Consider the following 19,216-nt stretch of genomic DNA (forward strand, 5'->3'; position numbering starts at 1 on the left):
CATGGTTTGATTAAGCAAAATATATAATGCTTAGATTAAGATACGGCTTCACGTTTTATAGACAAGGGCTCTAATGCCTTCAGGGCCTTTTCCACACTGGTAATTGCTTCAAAAACCAACAGCAATCGCAATCCGTTTCGAGTTTGCTTTTCTTTCAGCTTGCATTGTAGTGGATGGCTTTGCACGTATTGCAAAACCCTGGTAAACGTATCTGTTTGATAAAATGGAGATTGTTGGTCGGATAAAAAATAACCGATGAATTTGTTCTTCTTCAGGATTACTTTTTCCAATCCTATGCTATTTGCAATCCATTTAATACGAACCGAGTTGAACAAATCAACAGCTTCAATGGGCAATTCGCCAAATCGGTCAACCAGCTCCGCTTCAAACTTGTTCAAGCCTTCTTCGTTTTCAATAGTGTTCAGTTGGGTATATAGATTTAAACGTTCCGTGATGTTATTGATATAGTCATCGGGAAAAAGCAGTTCAAAATCGGTGTCCAATTGGGTTTCTTTCACAAAGACCTTCGGTTTTTCGCCTTCCACTTCCTCATACAGCTCTTTAAACTCATTTTCTTTGAGTTCATCAATGGCTTCTGCCAATATTTTCTGATAGGTTTCAAAACCGATTTCATTGATAAATCCACTCTGTTCACCGCCCAATAAATCGCCTGCCCCACGAATCTCCAAATCTTTCATTGCAATATTGAATCCACTACCAAGCTCGGTAAACTGCTCTAGGGCCTCAATACGTTTTCGGGCATCGGGAGTCATGACCTCGAAAGGGGGAGTAATAAAATAACAGAACGCCTTTTTATTGCTTCTTCCCACCCGACCACGCATTTGATGCAGGTCGCTAAGACCAAAATTATTGGCGTTATGGATAAAAATGGTGTTGGCATTGGTGACATCCAAACCACTTTCAACAATAGTGGTCGAAACCAGCACATCAAACTCTCCGTTCATGAAGGCGAGCATTAAGCCTTCCAATTTTTTCCCTTCCATCTGCCCATGACCGATTCCGATTTTGGCATCGGGTACCAATCGCTGGATCATCCCAGCAACTTCTTTAATATTTTCAATTCGATTATGGATGAAAAAGACCTGTCCGCCACGTTGGATTTCGTACGAAACCGCATCACGGATAACTTCTTCATTAAAACCAATGACCCTACTTTCAATAGGGTAACGATTAGGTGGTGGCGTTGTAATTACCGAAAGGTCACGAGCGGCCATCAAACTAAATTGTAGCGTACGGGGAATGGGCGTTGCCGTTAAGGTCAATACATCTACATTTTCCTTAATGGACTTTAACTTGTCCTTTACCGAAACCCCAAATTTCTGTTCTTCATCAACAATAAGCAGTCCCAAATCCTTGAATTGTACACTTTTGTTCACCAATTGATGGGTGCCGATGATGATATCGATTTTGCCTTGGGCCAAGCGTTCGTGAATCTCACGTTTTTCTTTCGCAGTTCTAAATCGGTTGAGGTAATCTACCGTAACGGGCATTTCTTTTAAACGCTCCTTGAATGTTCTGGAATGTTGAAAGGCAAGAATGGTGGTCGGTACCAAAACGGCCACCTGTTTTCCATTGTCCACAGCTTTAAAAGCGGCACGAATGGCAACCTCGGTTTTTCCAAATCCAACATCGCCACAAATTAAGCGGTCCATTGGGCGCTCGCTTTCCATATCTTTTTTTACATCTTGTGTGGATTTTTCTTGGTCGGGCGTATCCTCATAAATAAAAGATGCTTCCAGTTCATGCTGTAAGTAACTGTCGGGAGCATACTGGAATCCTTTTTCCAATCGGCGCTTTCCATAGATTTTAATAAGGTCGAAGGCAATTTTCTTGACCCTGCTTTTGGTTTTGTCCTTTATTTTTTTCCAAGCTCCAGAACCAAGTTTATAGATTTTGGGTGGTGCACCATCCTTTCCATTGAATTTTGAAATCTTGTGGAGTGAGTGAATGCTCACGTAGAGAATATCACGCTCACCATACATTAGTTTGATGGCTTCTTGCTTTTTTCCTTCAACGTCTATTTTTTGTAATCCCCCGAACTTACCAATTCCGTGGTCAATATGGGTAACATAGTCACCAATTTCCAGTTTGTTCAGCTCTTTGAGGGTTATGGCCTGTTTTTTGGCATAGCCGTTTTTAAGATGGAATTTATGGTAGCGCTCAAAAATTTGGTGGTCCGTATAGCAGACCAATTTTAAATCGTGGTCAATAAATCCTTGGTAGAGTGGAAAAACCAAAGTTTTGTAATGAACACTTCGACTACGCTCAGTGTCCAAAACATCCTTATTTTTTTTTTGGTGGCTGACCCTTTCTGCTCCACTCAAGACAGGCATAGTCGAAGCCACGTCATCAAAAATATCATGGAACCGTTTAGCCTGTTGTTCTGATGCGCAGAAAATGAAGTTTGTAAAACCTGCTTCATGATTCTCATTTAGATTTTCAATGAGCAGGTCGAATTTCTTATTGAAAGACGGTTGGGGTTTTGTATTGAATATAATTTCGTCACTTCTGCCACGCCGGTCTTGAGCGAAGTCGAAAGGCTCAGTGACCGATTCCTGCTTTTTTTGGTGGTTGAGCGAAGTCGAAACCACATTGCCCGATACGGACACAGCCGAAGTCCCAATTTCCACCAAACAAAAATCCTTCAATTGTTCTTTCAATACGCTTGAATTAAGGAACAATTCCTCTGGCTTCAAATGTTTTATGTCTTCGCCGAGTTTTTTAAAACTTTCTTTAGCTTTTTCAAAAAATGAATCGACTCGGGCATATACCAAATCCAATCGCTTTGAAAATATGATGGTTTCCGGTGAAATATATTTTAAAAAGCTTTCCCTTGATTCCTGTAAAAATTTATTTTCCACATTGGGGATAATTGTAATACGCTTCACCTTTTCCGTGGATAGCTGTGTCTCTACATCAAAAGTTCGAATACTCTCGACTTCATCGCCAAAAAACTCGATACGGTACGGTTCATCATGCGAAAAAGAAAAAACATCCATGATACCCCCACGAACCGAAAACTCACCTGGCTCTGTTACAAAATCCACTCGCTTAAACTGATATTCAAAAAGTACTTCGTTCAGAAAGTCAAGTGAAAGCGTGTCGCCCAACTTAATTTTCAAAGTGTTTTTATCCAACTCCTTGCGAGTGACCACCTTTTCAAAAAGTGCATCAGGATACGTTACGATGACCGCGGGTTTTTTTCTGGAATTGATACGGTTCAATACCTCTGCTCGCAGCAATACATTTGCATTGTCCGTTTCCTCAATTTGGTAGGGCCGACGATAACTGCCAGGATAAAAGAGCACTTCGTTTTCGCCTATCAACTGTTCTAGGTCGTTTAGGTAATAAGCAGCCTCTTCTTTGTCGTTCAAAAGTACCAAGAACGGTAATTCACTATTCTTGAAAACGCCTGAAATCAAAAAAGACAAAGCGGAACCAGTAAGGCCTTTTAGATGGATATGGTGTCTTTTGTTAAGATCAGACTCCTGTGGCCGGTTATTGGATGTAGCCGAAGTCGCTGAAAATTGAGCAATAGCGGATTGCAGTTTTCCTACTTGGGAAGACTGTTCAAATAATTGTAGCACGGACGATTTGGTCAATCCAAAATATTTTGGGCAAATATACTATCGATCATGCAGTGATACAATCTACGTATCCTCTTTTTTGTATTATCCAATATTCTTTGTTTTTCCGTCTTCCAAAAACTTTTTAAAAGGATTGGTATGCCTATTTTGAAAACCGTGCCAAGCAATGACGATAAAAATTACAATGGCGGAGAACAGTGCGGTATACGCTATAGTTTTATATGAATCTTGATGTCTGATAAATATAGCAAACAGTGCCCATATTCCCACGGTGGCGAATTCCCGCATGTTGCGCTTTAGTACGATTACAACGTTAAGTATTGTTGCGGTCAAAATTAGGATAATAGTCCAACTTACTTCTGATAGAAAACCTCCATCCCAACCTAATTTTGTTAGATAAGTGGCTATATTGGCAATGGTCGCTACCGATATCCAACCACTGTACAAACAGATGGGCCACCAAACAAACGCGATTATGGGCAGGGGTGCATCCCAACGCTCCATATTGGTATTTAAAATTATCTTTATCAATGAGAAAAGGATACCCAGCATGATCAGAACAGATACTCCCGTATAATCGTAAACGAAAGCAAATACCCATAGACTATTGAGCAGGTTCGCCATTGCAAACCAATATCCCGTCTGTTCTATGAATATACTCTTCTTGTCACTAAAAAAGGCTCGTCTGACTTGAAAGATACCATATGCCAAAAGACTCAAGAATATCAATCCCCAAATGGCGAATGCATAACTCGCAGGCGTAAAAAGATTTTCATACGTACCACTGATCTCTCCAATAGTGGTATTGTTCAACCGTAAGGCTTGTGAGATATAGTTAACGGCAATAACCAGAAGTATTGAAAAAAGATTAATAATTGCTAATTTCTTTTTCATAGTTTTTATTACAAAAATACCGGTCAATCCTCTAAAGTATTATCTTAATTGGTTTAAGCTTTATGCCGAATGGCTTGAACTTGGTTGCGTTTTATTTTATTCGTGCTATAATTTTATCATTTTGGGCTATTCCTTTTCTTATTAAAATCGCACCTTTAATTATGGATAATTTTAAATTTTCCAATGCTTCAATCAAAAATGGTCTAGATGGAACAGTTTGATGTATTTGTCATTGGTAGTGGAATAGCTGGACAGACCGTGGCGGAAAAGTGTGTGAATGGGAATTTGAAGGTAGCCATAGCGGACAAACGTGAATTTGGAGGAACTTGTGCCAACAGGGGATGTGACCCAAAGAAAGTGATGCTCGGTTTTATTGAAGTTTTACAACGTGCCAAGAATTTAGAGGGTAAAGGTATTACGGACTTGCCGAAATTGAAATGGCAGAATATCCAAAAATTCAAAAAAAATTTTACTGATAATGTTCCTGCTAGTACCGAGAAGAAATTGCGGGAATTGAACATTAAATTATATCATCAATCCCCAAAATTTATAGATGAAAGTACACTATTGGTAGAAGGCAAAACAATATCCTTCAAAAAAGCTGTTATCGCAACAGGGTATGAGCCTACGCGATTGTCCTTTAAAGGGGCCGAGTATACCATGACTAGCGACAATTTCCTTGATTTAAAAAAACTACCCAAGAGTATGGTCTTTATTGGGGCTGGATATGTGGGAATGGAATTCGCCAACATAGCGTCAGCAATGGGTGTTTTGGTAACGGTTATTGACAAATCGGATAGACCATTGAAAGCTTTTGACAAGGATTTGGTTAATGATTTGGTCATTTCTTGTGAATCCAGGGGAATTAATTTCATCTTCAATGCCAATATCGAATCTATTGAAAAGCTTAAAAAGAACCTTCGTATTACGTATACCAAAAATGGAAAAGAAAGGCGCCTAAAATCTAGGACAGTTTTTAATACTGCAGGCCGAGTGCCAGCAATCGCCGAACTTGACCTTGAAAATGCAAACGTTGATTTCAATGAAAATGGAGTAATTACCAATGAATATCTTCAAAGTAAATCAAATAGAAGTATTTACTCATGTGGCGATGTATCTGATAAGGGGTTGCCTCTAACACCATTATCAGGCTTGCAAGGATATATTGTAGGTGATAATATAATTTCCGATAATTCAAAATCAATTAAACTACCCGTAGTTCCATCAGTAGTTTTTACACATCCAAATATTGCATCGGTCGGCTTATCTGAAGAAGAAGCAAAGCGTAGATACAAAAACGTTGTAGTAGAACACAAGAACTTAAAGGATTGGTTCAACGCAACACATATAAATTCTCCAAAATATGCTTGTAAGATTATCAGTAACAAAAGAACCGACAAAATCCTAGGGGCCCACATTTTGAGCGAAACTGCTGCTGAAATCATTAATATTTTCGTAATGGCCATCAATCAAAAAATGACGGTTTATGATATTAAACAAACCATCTTTACCTATCCTTCATGGGGATATGATACAAAAAGTATGGTATAGATAAAATTAAAGCTGTATTAGTTTACAGCTTCTTATATTTAGACGGGTATTAAACTTGTAATACCTCGTTCTCAACAACAACATAAACCTCATCTTCTTCAGTTGGTTCAAGAACATAAGTGCCCGTGAATTTGCCAAACGCGGGCAAAATCAGTTGTTTTTTTTTCTTGAAAAAGCAGGATAGCTTCAATCGTTGCCTGCCAAAACCTTTCAATCGTATAGCAGGATGAACGTGCCCACAAAAATTAAAAAACCCATCTTTTTCTTTTGGATGGTGCGTCAACAAAAAACCATCGAATTCCAATTCTTGAAATATCTTGATACCAAGATGTTCAAATTTTTCGGGTGCGATAATGTCATGATTGCCCGCAACTAGAATAATTTCTGCCGGTGTCTTTCCGACCCAATTCTCAAACAATTGCCATTCTTTATTTAATGAAGAATGAAACAAATCCCCAAGGAAACAGATTTGAAAAGGCTGAAAATAACCCACAATTTCATCCAAGAGCATGAAGTTTTTGTGGATGGCTTTTTGAGGTACGGCAGCACCAAATTTTCTAAAATGGACAACCTTTCCCAAGTGAACATCACTGATCAATAACATCGATTTCTCTACCCAAAAAATTCCGCCCAAAGGGTGTAATAGAAATTCTTGACTTTGGATTTTTATCGATTGGGTCATATTAAAGCTTTAAGCTAAATGGGTCTTGTCGAGTATCCCAAATCAAATGAATTATGATTTCCTCTAACTTTAGTTCGTAGAATATTATAAAACGTTTCTTAATCAAAATGTAAATGCTCGGACGGTTTATTTTTATTCCAAGTAAAGGATGCTGGGACAACAGTTTTATAGCTACATTTATTTCTTTATCAAGTTTGCGACTATTGTTTTTTGAACCATTTCGCTAACAATAGAATTCTAGGATTTTAGTGAAAACAGCACCTGCTTTGGATGTCCAAAATATTCGTTTAGCCATTCGGTATTCTTTTTGAAAACAGACTCATTCGTCAAAACCTGATTTGAGTTATAGTCGGCAATTCTCTCTAAAATTAATTTTTTTTTTGGTTTTATTAAGTTGATATGTTGTAGGATTTGTGTGATTGCTCAACAATTGTTTGAAAAGAATCAAGGTTTGTTCTTCTTTTATGGAAAGTAGATTTTTTTTATAATTTCATTTTGTAATTCAGAAACACTCATAGCGAAGCTTTTTGTAAAGTTAAATAATTTTATAAGGTTCACTTCATCAAAATCTTGGTCATTCGCTTAATACGATCGGCCAGTTTTTCGCTGGAGAGCTTTTCACGAAGTCTATCCGTGATAATCGGAAAAGAAAACGGCGTAGGTTTCTCACATTGTTTCCAAACAATCTTTTGTTTCGCAATTCTTTCCAATGCAATCCGCAATCGGCCTTCCTCCAATTGGTGCTCGAACATTTCAGTAAATGCTTGTCTAAACAATAAATTGTCGGCTTCAAAATCTTTAAAAACATCGAACAAGAGTTGTGAACTACTTTGTAGATGTTTCATTTTAACTCCCTTATTTGGATATCCAGTAAAGACCATTCCACTGATAACCGCGATATCACGAAACTTTCTTCTTGCCATTTCATTGCTGTTCAAACTCTTTTGAAGGTCGTCTAGCATATACTCGGTCGTAAATAGATTATTGTCCAATACATTTTGAATATCGATGGGTTTATCAGAAAGCATTTCGAATCCGTAGTCGTTAAATGCCAACGAACAAGTGATTGGGGAAAGTAAACTGATACGGTAGGAAAGCAGACTGCTCATAGCCTCGTGGACAGCTCTCCCCTCAAAAGGATAAAAAATATGATGGTAGCCATCACGGGTCTTAAAGGTTTCTATTAAAAATTCCGAAGGTATTGGTATGATGCTTTCCTTTTCTTGTCTAACAAAAACTGGCTTTAAGGATTTGAGCTCCTCACTAAGTTTATTTTTAGAAGTTGATTTTGAAGAAGCTACCTTATAGAGTTCCTCGCGCAAGAGTTGGGACATTTGTGACGAAAAACTGAGACGCCCTCCTGACCAACTGGGAACCTTGTTTGTGCGTTTTGTAGAATTTCGTACATGGGCCTGCATTCCCTTTATTCGAATAAACTCCAAATTTCTACCTGCAAATGTAAATACATCGCCCTGTTGTAATTTAGAAACAAAATATTCTTCCATAGTACCGATATATCCTCCTTTTTGATAGCGAACTGAAATAACCGCATCACCAACTATAGTCCCTATTTGGAGACGGTGTCGCATTGCGATTGCCCTGTTGTTCACTTTAAATCTGCCATCATCCTCTACTTCTACTTTTTGATATTCATCGTAAGTCTTTAGACTTTGACTGCCCATAACCAAAAAATTGAGCAACCATTGCCATTCATCTTTAGTTAGCGCTTGGTAACAAAAGGTTTGTTTAATTTCTGGATAGATCTCTTCGGGATAAAATCCATCGGAGACCGCTAAAGTGGTCAAATACTGCAATAGCGCATCGTAACTGTTCAAATAGGGCATTCTATCTTCTACTGCCTCTTTTATAACGGCTTGTTGAAGGGCAGAAGCCTCTATGAGTTCCATGGCATGGGTCGGCAAGAAGTAAATTACGCTTTCCTTTCCAGGACGATGTCCGCTACGCCCCGCACGCTGCAAAAAACGGGCAACACCTTTTGGTCCGCCAATTTGTACCACGGTTTCAACAGGAGCGAAATCTACTCCCAAATCAAGGCTGGATGTGCATACCACGGCTTTTAGACTTTCGTTGCGGATGGCCTGCTCTACCCATATACGGGTTTCCTTATTTATGCTACCATGATGCATGGCCATTTCACCTGCATATTCAGGATGTTTTTCCAGTATTTTTTGAAACCAGATTTCGCATTGGCTTCTGGTATTTGTAAAAAGTAAAGTTGTTTTACTACCGTTAATGATCGGTACCACGTCCTCCAGAAGACGAAGCCCTAAATGTCCTCTCCAAGGAAAGGTTTCCATTTCTTTTGGGATGATACTTTTTACCGTAATTTTTTTATTGAGCTTAGCTTTCACCAAAACTGAATTTTTTAGTGCTTCTGAGGTTGGGCCGAGCAACACTTCCCTAGCTTGTTCTAAATTCCCAATAGTGGCCGAGATACCCCAAATGCGTAAATCACTACAGATTGTTTTTAATCGGGACAATCCCAGCTCCATTTGTACGCCACGTTTTGTTCCCAGTAACTCATGCCACTCATCAACAACAATCGCCGAGCAATCCTTGAACACTTTTTCATATCCCTTTGATGAAAGCAACAACTGCAAACTTTCAGGTGTTGTAATCAATAGATCGGGCATATTGGTCTTCTGTCTTGAACGTTCTTTTGTGGAAGTATCTCCCGTTCGAATCCCGACGGTCATCTGAGTGTCCAAATCTAGGGTAATTCGCTCTGCGGATTGTTTAATTTCTTGGGATAAGGCACGTAGGGGCGTAATCCATATCGCCTTTAGGCCTTTTTTGTGCTTGGATTTATAATCAGGATTTTTTTTGATGTAGTTCAGAACAATGGGAAACCAAAGCGCATAAGTTTTTCCGCTACCTGTTGGAGCATTGAGCAAACCATGCTTTCCCTGTAAAAAGGCCGTCCATGTTTCCTTTTGAAATGCGAAAGGTTTCCAGTGCTGTTGTTGGAACCAGTTTTCGGCAATTTCAAAAAGTTGTTTTCTGTTCATATTCCGAGCGCAGCGAAGGAATCTGTTATTTTAGTCTGCTTGCCATTCCAAAGATAAATCCTTCCAATCTGGATTTATAGAGGTTATCAAATCTTCTTTTCTTTTTCTATTGCCTGATTTTAACTGTTTTTCTCTGGCAAATACATCTTTTATCGTATCAAATTCTTCAAAATATACCAATAGATTACAATTATATCTTTTTGTAAACGAATTTGAGTATTTACCATTCTTATGTTCACTCGTGCGTCTTCGTAAATCATTGGTTGCCCCAATGTATAGTACGGTTTTATTCTTGTTGGTTAATATATAGCAATATCCTTTTGTCATGAAATTACGAGTTAAACGAAGTAATCTGCGTGAAGGGAACGGAAGTTTTTGATTGCTTTCTATTTGAATGGCTTGTTTCAATGTTTCCGTTTCAGGTTTCTTTGTTAAGGGATTCCTTCGCTGTGCTCGGAATCAGTGCCTTCAAATCCTCCAAAGTGTTTGCTTCTTCAATCTTCTTGTCTTTTCTCCATCTCAATATACGAGGGAATCTGGTAGCCACACCGCTCTTGTGCCTTTTTGATAGCGCAATACCTTCAAATGCAATTTCGAAAACATGGTGGGGTGTCACACTCCGTACAGGGCCAAAACGTTCAAGCGTATTTTTCTTTATCCAGGCATCCACTTGTCTAAATTCGGCATCGGTCAATCCTGAATATGCTTTGGCGAAAGTCACCAGTTCTTTTTCCCCACTTTCTTTTTCTTGCCATAACGCAAATGTATAATCGGTAAAGAGGTTACTTCGGCGACCATGGCCGCGCATGGCATAGGTGAGCACCGCATCAATGGTCAATGGGTCGACTTTCCATTTCCACCAATCTCCTTTTTTACGTCCTACTTGATAGTGGGATTTGTTTCTTTTTAACATCAATCCTTCGCTTCGCATTTCTCTGGCGCGGTTTCGTTCTTGTGCTACTTCATCCCAAGTATTAAACTGGTGTCGTTCGGAAAGAAGGAGGGGTAGGTCACTTCGGCTCCGCTCAGTGACCTGATTTGTATTGTTTTGGTGGTTTTGCGTAGCGGAAACCACAGTATTATAAAGGTTTTCCAATAATGCCCTACGCTCCAAAAACGCTTTGCTTCTAATATCTTGACCTTCCCATTCGAGCAGGTCATATACTTTTAAGACCACAGGAGTTTTTTCTAAAAGTGCTTTAGAAACTGTTTTTCTGCCAATACGGGTCTGTAAATCATTAAAAGTGCCGATTTCACCATTAGGATAGGGGAGTAATTCCCCATCCAGAACAGTTCCGTTAGGAATTGCTTTTATGAATTTTCCGAATTCTGGATATTTATCCGTCACCAATTCTTCTCCACGACTCCAAACAAAAATTTCGTTGTTCCTGATGATGACCTGACAACGGATGCCGTCCCATTTATGTTCAATGGACCAGTCTTTCACATCTCCTAGTTCTGAAACTTCATTTTCAATCGCATAGGCCAGATAAAATGGATAAGGTTTGGAGAGATAATCGCTTTCGTTCTCTTTCAGTATTAAATCTTCAAAAGTTATGGTGTTTGGGTCCCAGTTACCCATGAGTTTGTACGCCAATACATCTTCGTCGATCTCGGTTGCTTTTGAAAGTGCTTTGGTCATTAGTTTTTGACTGACTCCAATGCGAAATCCGCCCGTAATCAGTTTAGTAAAAACAAAGCGTTCGTAATAATTGAGTTGACTCCAGTTTTTGAAGAGATAAGACTTTTTTTCTTCATCGGTCTTTAATTTGAGCCAAATCATTTCTTCCAAAAAGTCAGTCAAGCTTTTGTCCGTGGATTTTTTTCCTTCTGGGATTATCAGTGCAATGGTCTCCGCCAAATCACCAACAATATGGTAACTTTCCTCGAACAACCATAAGGGAATGTTTGCCAATTCCGCTGCCCATTCTCTGAGCAAGGTAGTGTTGACGGGACGCGGTGGTCTGCGATGTGAGAGTATCGCAATTGTCCAAATCTTGTCTTTGGCGCCTGCCTTTTGAAAATAGTCTGCCAAAGCTTGGACTTTTCGGTTGGTCTTGTTGGTACTGTCCAGGGTTTTGATCAGGCTAGCAAAATTTTTCATTTGACCTCAATTTTTGAGGTTTCTGAAATATTCATTTCTGCCAGTTCACCTTCGTATTGTGTATTTTCCGTCCTAGCATCGTACCCAAGCTCCCGTAGGTATTTGGAAAATATTTCGGTATAGCCGTGCGTACAAATAATTTTTTCAGCCCCAGTATCTTTGATGGCGCTCAAAAGTGCCGGCCAATCACAATGATCGCTCAGTACAAAGCCTTTATCAATTGCACGCCTGCGCCGTGCACCACGGAAGGCCATCCAGCCACTAGCGGAGGCCGTAACATAGGGAACCATTTTACGAATCCAAGTGCTGCCATGTGCCGAGGGCGGTGCAATGACAATGTTGCCTTTGATATCCTCTTTTTTGGTGTCGCGGGTAATGAGTTCGGTTTCTGGAAAATCAACCAGTGAGCGTAATACCTGGGTCATGTTCTCAACTGCACCGTGTGTATAGATTTTTCCGATGGATGGATCAAGATGTTTAAGCAATCGTTGTGCTTTTCCCAGAGAGTATCCAAATAGTACAGAAGTGTTGCCGTCAGCCTTATTCTGGCTCCACCAGTTGTTAATATCCTCAAAAACTTCTTTCTGGGGCGTCCAAAGAAATGCTGGCAGCCCAAATGTACATTCGGTTATAAAGGTATGGCATTTAACGGTTTCGTAGGGTGTGGCGAGGCCATCATCCTCGGTTTTGTAATCTCCCGTAAAAACCCAAACTTCCCCTTTATGTTCTACCCTGATCTGTGACGAGCCAATAATGTGGCCTGCAGGGTGCAAACTGAACTTTACCCCTCTAATCGTAAATGATCTGCCCCATTCTTTACCTGTAACGTTTATATCACCCAATCTATGTTTTATAATAGGAACGTTACTGTGATGGGTAATATATTTTTTATGCCCCCACCGACTATGGTCTGCGTGGCCATGGGAAATAATAGCGTTGTCCACAGGTTTCCAAGGGTCTAGGTATACATTGGCCGCATCACAGTAAATTCCACGATCGGTAAATTGTAAAAGGGGAATGTTCATAGCTGTGTGAATTTACAAATTTTACGGGTAGCCAGCGTTAGCGATAGCGAAGTGCATTAAAAGTGCACAAGGCTTTGTAACGAATAGCGCGAACCAAAACCAACGATTTGGGAAACGCCAAAATAATGGATATGGGGATTAATCTTTACCTCTAAAAAGAATTATATTTGCGCAACAAATTTTAACATATGCCAATTATTGATCTTTACGAGCACGGAGATAAACGAAAAAATCTTGCCCATTTTGCAACGTTAGCTTCTTTGGCTGCTGTTGATGGGGAAGTAAATCCTAAAGAAAAAGCAATCTTGGATAGGTTTGCCTTTAAATTGGATATTACGGATGCCGAATATAAGGAGGTAATGAAAAAGGAAAATAAGTATCCTATTGAAACTCCCCATAGTGGTGAAAAAAGATTGAAGCGACTTTTTGAGTTCTTTCAAATGGCATTTGCAGACCACTCCGTAGATGAAGACCAGATGAGATTGATCGAGAAATATGCAGTGGCATTGGGCTACCCATCAAAAGATGCAGAAAGAATTATAAAAAAGTCATTTGATATTTTTGAGGGTAAGATATCTTTTGAGTCCTATCAGTATCTTTTGGACCATTAGGCCCTTAATGCCATAAATTCTTCTGCTTTTTCCACCATTTTTTTACTTCCGCAGAAAAAAGGAACTCGTTGGTGCAGTTCTTTTGGTTTAATGTCCATGATAGGATTGAACCCATCACTGGCTTTTCCGTTGGCCTGTTCCGCCAAAAATGCCATAGGGTTGCACTCGTAGAGCAAGCGTAGTTTGCCTTCTGAGGCTTTACTGCTTTTTGGGTACAGGTATATACCGCCCTTGATCATGTTTCTGTGAAAATCAGACACCAAAGAGCCTATGTATCTGGACGTGTAAGGTCTGTCATCTTCCTCTTCTTGGCAATATTTTATGTAGTCTTTTACGCCTTGTGGAAAATGTATATAGTTGCCCTCGTTCACTGAATAGATCTTTCCATTTTCCGGGAATTCCATGTCTGGATGGGAAAGATAAAAAGTTCCCAACGCAGGATTCAACGTAAAACCATTTACGCCATCGCCCGTAGTGTAAACGAGCATTGTTGAGGTTCCGTAGACAATATAACCTGCGGCGACTTGATTTCGGCCCGGTTGAAGAAAATCTTCAATGGTCACCGGTGTCCCAACAGGGGTTATTCTTCTATAAATTGAAAAGATGGTCCCAACGGATACATTAACATCAATATTCGAAGAGCCATCCAAAGGGTCGATGAGAACAATGTATTTGTTTTGATGTTGCTTATCAAAACTATTGATACTAATAAAATCATCTTCCTCTTCTGAAGCTATTCCGCAAACTATCTCCCGCTTTGAAAGGGTCTGAATGAATTTTTCATTGGCCATTACATCCAATTTCTGTTGGTTCTCCCCTTGAATATTGGTATCTCCTGCAGCGCCAATAATATCTACGAGTCCTGCTTTGTTCACTTCGTGATTCACGACTTTTGCAGCTAATCTAAGGCCATTTAAAAGCCTTGATAATTCTCCTGAAGTGTACTGAAAAGAATCTTGGTTTCCAATAATGAACTCTCCAAGGGTCAAGGTTTTCTTATCCATTGTAGGCAGGTGTTTTATTTGCCGACAAATATCGGGTATTTTGTGATACTACATCGTTTTCGCCAACGTAAAGTATTTTAAATATATAACTTTGAGTTTTATTTGTAACAATATGGATTATTCAATCAGGGAAGCGCAAAAAGAAGATATGGAACAAGTATTGGAACTTGTCCAGGAATTGGCCGATTTTGAAAAAGAGTCCAATGCCGTAGAGGTCACCGAAGCAGATTTGATTAAAGATGGGTTTGGGGACAAAAAACTATTTCATTGTTTTGTTGCCGAGAAAAACGATAAGATAATAGGTATTGCATTGGTATACCCAAGATATTCTACATGGAAAGGGCCTGTGATTCATTTGGAAGATTTAATAGTTGCCGAGACTATGCGGGGCGGTGGTCTTGGAACGGCTCTTTTGGATGAGGTTGTGAAGTACGGATATAGCCTGGGCGTAAAACGTATCTCTTGGGAAGTATTGGATTGGAACGAACCCGCAATTAAGTTTTACGAAAAGCAAGGAGCAAAGGTCATGCGGGATTGGGATGTTGTGCAATTGGACGAAAAGGGAATAAAAAATTATATGGAAAGTTTGGACTAGACTTTCCTCGGAATAAATAAAGTCAAATGAGGGTTTTTAAATTTGGTGGCGCGTCTGTCAAAGATGCAGATGGGGTAAGGAATATTGTAAATGTTCTGCAACAGGTAGGTCATGAAAATACATTGGTCGTAATCTCTGCAATGGGAAAAACTACAAATGCAATGGAAAAAGTGATTGCTTCTTATTTTGAGAACAAAAAAACAATATCCTCTTCGCTGCAGGAAGTCATTGATTACCATGAAGCCATATTGGCAGATTTGTTCGATACTAAAAACCATCCTGTATATGGAAGGGTAAAACTTCTTTTTGAGGAAGTAAAGGGCTTTTTGACCTGGAACAAATCACCTAAATATGGGTTTGTCTATGATCAGGTTGTGGGATATGGCGAGCTGATATCTACAACAATAGTGAGTGAGTACTTTAAAGAAGCGGGTATCCCCAACACGTGGCAAGATGTACGTAATTTAATTAAAACAGATACTGCTTATAGGGATGCTTCTGTGAACTGGGAACGTACCCAAAATGAGATTTCCACTAGAATCAATATATCGCAATTGAATATTACCCAAGGATTTTTGGGAAGCGATGATAACAATTTTACCACAACCCTGGGTCGAGAAGGGTCTGATTATTCTGCCGCTATTTTAGCGTTTTGTCTAAACGCGGATTCGGTCACGATTTGGAAGGATGTTCCGGGCGTTTTGAATGCGGATCCCAGAAATTTTAAGAAAACACAATTGCTAGATGAAATCTCGTATAGAGAAGCAATAGAATTGGCTTTTTATGGAGCTTCGGTAATTCATCCCAAAACCCTACAGCCATTGCAACGGAAGGAAATTCCATTATATGTCAAATCTTTTCTTGACCCCTTAAAAAATGGAACAAAGGTTGCCAAAGGCAAAGGAATATCTCCAGAAGTGCCGTGTTTTATCGTAAAAAGGAATCAAGTGCTCATCAAACTATCTTCTCTTGATTTTTCTTTTATTATGGAGGATAGTATTAGCGAGATATTCAAACTTTTCCATCATCACCGAATGAAAGTAGATTTGATTCAAAATTCTGCGATAAGTTTTTCTGTTTGTTTGGATAATAAATTTAATGGTCTGGAAGCGATGTTGAATGAATTGAAGCGAAAATTTAAAGTGGTCTGCCATAAAGATGTATCGCTATACACTGTTCGACATTTTGATGATAAATCTGTAAGATCACTTCAAAATGGAGCCTCTGTTCTTGTGGAGCAACGCGGCAAAGAAACTGTTCAGCTTGTTGTAAAATAAATTTAAAATCATTTTAGGGTGAGAACTCAGTTAGGGTATTTTTCTATCTTTACGGTTACCTAATTGATAATCTATGGGGTTGGTTTCTGCGAAAGAGGTAGCAAAGGTCATTAATCTGGACAAATACGGATTTTTGGGAACTTTTGTGGGATGGCTTTTAATTGTGGCTACCAAAATTAGCTCTATAAATCGGTTTTATGATGATAACAAAGACTTAGAGGGCACAAAATTCTTGGATGCTATTCTCGAGCATTACGAAATCGATTTTGAGATTCCAGAGGAAGATTTAAAGCGTCTTCCCAAATCCGGGGCTTATATTACCATAAGCAATCATCCGTTGGGAGGCATAGATGGCGTATTGTTACTTAAACTGATGCTGCAGAAGCGAGAAGATTTTAAAATCATCGCCAATTTTTTGCTTCATCGTATTGAGCCAATGAAACCTTTTATAATGCCAGTTAATCCTTTTGAGAACCATAAAGATGCCAAAAGTAGTATTACCGGCTTCAAGAATGCACTTTTGCATTTAAGGGAGGGGCACCCTCTTGGTATTTTCCCTGCTGGCGAAGTTTCAACATATAGGGATGGAAAGTTGGTTGTTGATAGACCTTGGGAAGAAGCTGCACTTAAATTGATCAAAAAAGCGGAAGTTCCTGTTGTACCTATTTATTTTCATGCCCGCAACAGCCGGCTTTTTTACAGACTATCCAAATTGAACGATGTCTTTAGAACTGCAAAGTTGCCATCTGAAGTTACTTCACAGAACAAGAGACCTATAAAGGTAAGGGTTGGACAACCTATATCGGTGGCTACTCAAAAAGAAGAAAAAACCTTGGAATCTTTTACGGAGCTTTTACGTAAAAAGACCTATTTGCTCGCTAACGCTTTTGAAAAAGAACGTTTAATAGATAAGGTCCCTTCTACATTAAAAATTCCTAAATCCCCAAAAAAGATTGCGTCCCCTGTAAGTACCGAAGTATTGCAAGGCGAGATAGAAAAACTAAGAGAAAAAGATTGCCGAATGCTGCAAAGCAAAAACTATGAGGTATATCTGGCACAGAAGAAAGATATGCCCTTTATTTTAAACGAAATTGGAAGGCAGCGGGAAATAACGTTTAGAGAAGTAGGGGAGGGCACCAATAATGCCATAGATTTGGATGGCTTCGATTCTTACTATCATCATCTCTTTCTTTGGGACGACGAAGACAAGGCCATAGTTGGTGCTTACCGTATGGGATTAGGTTCTCAAATTTTCAAGAAATATGGTATAGATGGGTTTTATCTTCAAGATTTGTTCCGTTTTGAACCAGAACTGTACGGGATGATGGAAAAATCCATTGAAATGGGCAGAGCCTATATCGTGAAGGAATATCAACAAAAACCAATGCCTTTGTTTTTGTTATGGAAAGGTATAGTGCACACTACTTTAAGACATCCCGAGCATAAATATTTGATTGGTGGAGTAAGCATCAGCAATCAGTTTTCCAATTTTTCAAAGTCTCTAATGATTGAATTCATGAAGTCCAACTATTGGGATCCTTATGTGGCTCAATATGTGCATCCCAAGAAAGAATTTAAGGTGAAACTAAAAGATGCTGATAAGGAATTTATATTTGACGAGACCCAAGCTGATTTAAATAAATTTGATAAGCTCATTAATGAGGTAGAACCAGGGAGTCTTCGTTTACCAGTATTAATCAAAAAATATATTAAACAAAACGCAAAGGTTGTTGCCTTTAATGTTGATCCGTTATTTAATAATTCGGTAGATGGGTTAATGTATATTAAAATTGCAGATTTGCCAGAGGGTACCGTAAAACCGGTTATGGAAGAGTTTCAGGCCGAGCTTGAACAAAAAATGACGGAAGGGAACAATCCTTACGCAACAGATTAAATGAATGTTGGATTTTAATTTAGTAATTCTTCTTTGACAAAGTTTTGACAAAATTCCTTTATTTCATTTCTGGCTTTTAGAAATGCCTTATGTTTTACGTCATCTGCACCAACTATTTTTGAAGGGTCAAAAAAATTATGGTGTATCCGCTCTGCATTTTTTGAAGGAATAAAAGGGCAGTTTTCCTTAGCATGGTCACAGACAGTAATAATGTAATCCCATTCAATTCCATTATATTCATCCACATGGTTTGAGGTATGCGAGGATATATCGATGTCATCTTCCTTCATTATGGCAACTGCATCTGGGTTTAATCCGTGTGTTTCAATACCTGCACTATAAATATTTGCCAAGGCATCTTGAAAATAATTTAAATAACCATGTGCCATTTGACTTCTGCAAGAGTTACCTGTACAAAGTACCAATACGTTTTTCATGCTTCAATTTGATTATTAATATGTTCCAACAACTTCACTTCTTTTTTCGAATAGCAAATTATCTTTCCATTCGCCATTAATTTTGCCAATACGCTCACGCTTGCCTATATAACGAAATCCAGTCTTTTTATGGAGCGCGATGCTGGATTCATTATCTGGGAAGATACCAGACTGCAATGTCCAAAATCCTGCTGTTTCACTTTCACTTATAAGTTGTTCCAAAAGCAGTCTCCCCACGCCTTTTCCCTTGCTATTTGAGGCAACATAAACGCTTACCTCACCGACTCCTCCATAAACACACCTGCTTGAGACAGGCGAAAGGGCTGCCCATCCTAAGATTTTGGCACTACTGATGGCAATAATTCGACATTCTTTTACATGCGCATTATCCCAACTTTCATAGCTAGGGATTTGCTGTTCAAAAGTTGCAAGACCGGTAGCGATTCCTTGTTCGTATATTTGAGAAACCTGCTTCCAGTCCGAAGCTTTCATTTTACGGGTTTTT

Annotated in this window: 15 protein-coding genes; 5 read left to right on the top strand and 10 right to left on the bottom strand. The window is 39.1% G+C overall.

Going from position 1 to position 19,216, the window contains the following annotated elements:
• Positions 1-35: 35 nt before the first annotated feature.
• Together mfd and HME9304_RS09210 are read right to left on the bottom strand one after the other, a co-directional pair.
• Complete coding sequence (gene mfd / locus HME9304_RS09205; RefSeq protein ID WP_112378314.1) at positions 36-3,623, bottom strand: transcription-repair coupling factor; 3,588 nt, start codon at positions 3,621-3,623, stop codon at positions 36-38.
• A gap of 69 nt (positions 3,624-3,692) precedes the next feature.
• Positions 3,693-4,502, bottom strand: coding sequence for a tryptophan-rich sensory protein (locus HME9304_RS09210; RefSeq protein ID WP_112378315.1), 810 nt, complete (start codon positions 4,500-4,502; stop codon positions 3,693-3,695).
• Positions 4,503-4,709: 207 nt separating this feature from the next.
• On the opposite strand from HME9304_RS09210, the gene HME9304_RS09215 reads away from it, so the two are divergent.
• Entirely contained in the window at positions 4,710-6,053 is a 1,344-nt protein-coding gene (locus tag HME9304_RS09215) for a dihydrolipoyl dehydrogenase family protein (protein ID WP_112378316.1), read from the top strand.
• A gap of 49 nt (positions 6,054-6,102) precedes the next feature.
• On the opposite strand, the gene pdeM is transcribed toward HME9304_RS09215, so the two are convergent.
• The 5 genes from pdeM to HME9304_RS09245 form a co-directional block, all read right to left on the bottom strand.
• On the bottom strand, positions 6,103-6,735 hold the full coding sequence (gene pdeM, locus HME9304_RS09220) for a ligase-associated DNA damage response endonuclease PdeM (protein ID WP_112378317.1): 633 nt from the start codon (positions 6,733-6,735) through the stop codon (positions 6,103-6,105).
• Positions 6,736-7,289: 554 nt separating this feature from the next.
• Positions 7,290-9,764: a ligase-associated DNA damage response DEXH box helicase gene (locus tag HME9304_RS09230; RefSeq protein ID WP_112378319.1), complete on the bottom strand. Its 2,475-nt coding sequence runs from the start codon at positions 9,762-9,764 to the stop codon at positions 7,290-7,292.
• Positions 9,765-9,794: 30 nt separating this feature from the next.
• Positions 9,795-10,091: a GIY-YIG nuclease family protein gene (locus HME9304_RS09235; RefSeq protein WP_112378320.1), complete on the bottom strand. Its 297-nt coding sequence runs from the start codon at positions 10,089-10,091 to the stop codon at positions 9,795-9,797.
• A gap of 91 nt (positions 10,092-10,182) precedes the next feature.
• Positions 10,183-11,868, bottom strand: a complete 1,686-nt coding sequence (locus HME9304_RS09240; protein WP_112378321.1) for an ATP-dependent DNA ligase — start codon at positions 11,866-11,868, stop codon at positions 10,183-10,185.
• Positions 11,865-12,893 (bottom strand): ligase-associated DNA damage response exonuclease, encoded by a 1,029-nt coding sequence (locus tag HME9304_RS09245; RefSeq protein WP_112378322.1) that lies wholly within the window; start codon positions 12,891-12,893, stop codon positions 11,865-11,867. The genes HME9304_RS09240 and HME9304_RS09245 overlap by 4 nt, the downstream gene beginning before the upstream one ends.
• 188 nt (positions 12,894-13,081) lie before the next feature.
• On the opposite strand from HME9304_RS09245, the gene HME9304_RS09250 reads away from it, so the two are divergent.
• The gene (locus HME9304_RS09250; protein ID WP_112378323.1) at positions 13,082-13,504 is read left to right on the top strand and encodes a tellurite resistance TerB family protein; all 423 of its coding nucleotides are present in this window, start codon (positions 13,082-13,084) and stop codon (positions 13,502-13,504) included.
• On the opposite strand, the gene fbp is transcribed toward HME9304_RS09250, so the two are convergent.
• Positions 13,501-14,508 (bottom strand): class 1 fructose-bisphosphatase, encoded by a 1,008-nt coding sequence (fbp, locus tag HME9304_RS09255; RefSeq protein WP_112378324.1) that lies wholly within the window; start codon positions 14,506-14,508, stop codon positions 13,501-13,503. The two genes, HME9304_RS09250 and fbp, sit on opposite strands and share 4 nt — an antisense overlap.
• 112 nt (positions 14,509-14,620) lie before the next feature.
• Here fbp and HME9304_RS09260 point away from each other — a divergent pair, with 112 nt between their 5' ends.
• From HME9304_RS09260 to HME9304_RS09270, 3 genes are all read left to right on the top strand, one after another.
• Positions 14,621-15,103 (top strand): GNAT family N-acetyltransferase, encoded by a 483-nt coding sequence (locus tag HME9304_RS09260; protein WP_112378325.1) that lies wholly within the window; start codon positions 14,621-14,623, stop codon positions 15,101-15,103.
• Between the two features lie 26 nt (positions 15,104-15,129).
• Positions 15,130-16,380, top strand: a complete 1,251-nt coding sequence (locus tag HME9304_RS09265) for an aspartate kinase (protein ID WP_112378326.1) — start codon at positions 15,130-15,132, stop codon at positions 16,378-16,380.
• 73 nt (positions 16,381-16,453) lie between these two features.
• A complete protein-coding gene (locus HME9304_RS09270) occupies positions 16,454-18,274 on the top strand; it encodes a GNAT family N-acyltransferase (protein WP_112378327.1) in 1,821 nt (606 codons plus the stop codon).
• 14 nt (positions 18,275-18,288) lie between these two features.
• Here HME9304_RS09270 and HME9304_RS09275 read toward each other — a convergent pair whose 3' ends face one another.
• Both HME9304_RS09275 and HME9304_RS09280 read right to left on the bottom strand, forming a co-directional pair.
• Positions 18,289-18,711 carry an arsenate reductase ArsC gene (locus tag HME9304_RS09275; RefSeq protein WP_112378328.1) on the bottom strand — a complete coding sequence of 141 codons (423 nt, stop codon included), beginning with the start codon at positions 18,709-18,711 and terminating at the stop codon, positions 18,289-18,291.
• Positions 18,712-18,726: 15 nt separating this feature from the next.
• On the bottom strand, positions 18,727-19,203 hold the full coding sequence (locus tag HME9304_RS09280; RefSeq protein WP_206170459.1) for a GNAT family N-acetyltransferase: 477 nt from the start codon (positions 19,201-19,203) through the stop codon (positions 18,727-18,729).
• Positions 19,204-19,216 lie beyond the last annotated feature (13 nt).

The organism is Flagellimonas maritima (genome assembly GCF_003269425.1).
Lineage (GTDB): Bacteria > Bacteroidota > Bacteroidia > Flavobacteriales > Flavobacteriaceae > Flagellimonas > Flagellimonas maritima.

Bases quoted from the DNA above. Each gene is read 5' to 3' on its own strand.
- HME9304_RS09210 (WP_112378315.1), bottom strand. From the start codon at position 4,502: ATGAAAAAGAAATTAGCAATTATTAATCTTTTTTCAATACTTCTGGTT.
- HME9304_RS09215 (WP_112378316.1), top strand. From the start codon at position 4,710: ATGGAACAGTTTGATGTATTTGTCATTGGTAGTGGAATAGCTGGACAG.
- pdeM (WP_112378317.1), bottom strand. From the start codon at position 6,735: ATGACCCAATCGATAAAAATCCAAAGTCAAGAATTTCTATTACACCCT.
- HME9304_RS09230 (WP_112378319.1), bottom strand. From the start codon at position 9,764: ATGAACAGAAAACAACTTTTTGAAATTGCCGAAAACTGGTTCCAACAA.
- HME9304_RS09235 (WP_112378320.1), bottom strand. From the start codon at position 10,091: ATGACAAAAGGATATTGCTATATATTAACCAACAAGAATAAAACCGTA.
- HME9304_RS09240 (WP_112378321.1), bottom strand. From the start codon at position 11,868: ATGAAAAATTTTGCTAGCCTGATCAAAACCCTGGACAGTACCAACAAG.
- HME9304_RS09245 (WP_112378322.1), bottom strand. From the start codon at position 12,893: ATGAACATTCCCCTTTTACAATTTACCGATCGTGGAATTTACTGTGAT.
- HME9304_RS09250 (WP_112378323.1), top strand. From the start codon at position 13,082: ATGCCAATTATTGATCTTTACGAGCACGGAGATAAACGAAAAAATCTT.
- fbp (WP_112378324.1), bottom strand. From the start codon at position 14,508: ATGGATAAGAAAACCTTGACCCTTGGAGAGTTCATTATTGGAAACCAA.
- HME9304_RS09260 (WP_112378325.1), top strand. From the start codon at position 14,621: ATGGATTATTCAATCAGGGAAGCGCAAAAAGAAGATATGGAACAAGTA.
- HME9304_RS09265 (WP_112378326.1), top strand. From the start codon at position 15,130: ATGAGGGTTTTTAAATTTGGTGGCGCGTCTGTCAAAGATGCAGATGGG.
- HME9304_RS09270 (WP_112378327.1), top strand. From the start codon at position 16,454: ATGGGGTTGGTTTCTGCGAAAGAGGTAGCAAAGGTCATTAATCTGGAC.
- HME9304_RS09275 (WP_112378328.1), bottom strand. From the start codon at position 18,711: ATGAAAAACGTATTGGTACTTTGTACAGGTAACTCTTGCAGAAGTCAA.
- HME9304_RS09280 (WP_206170459.1), bottom strand. From the start codon at position 19,203: ATGAAAGCTTCGGACTGGAAGCAGGTTTCTCAAATATACGAACAAGGA.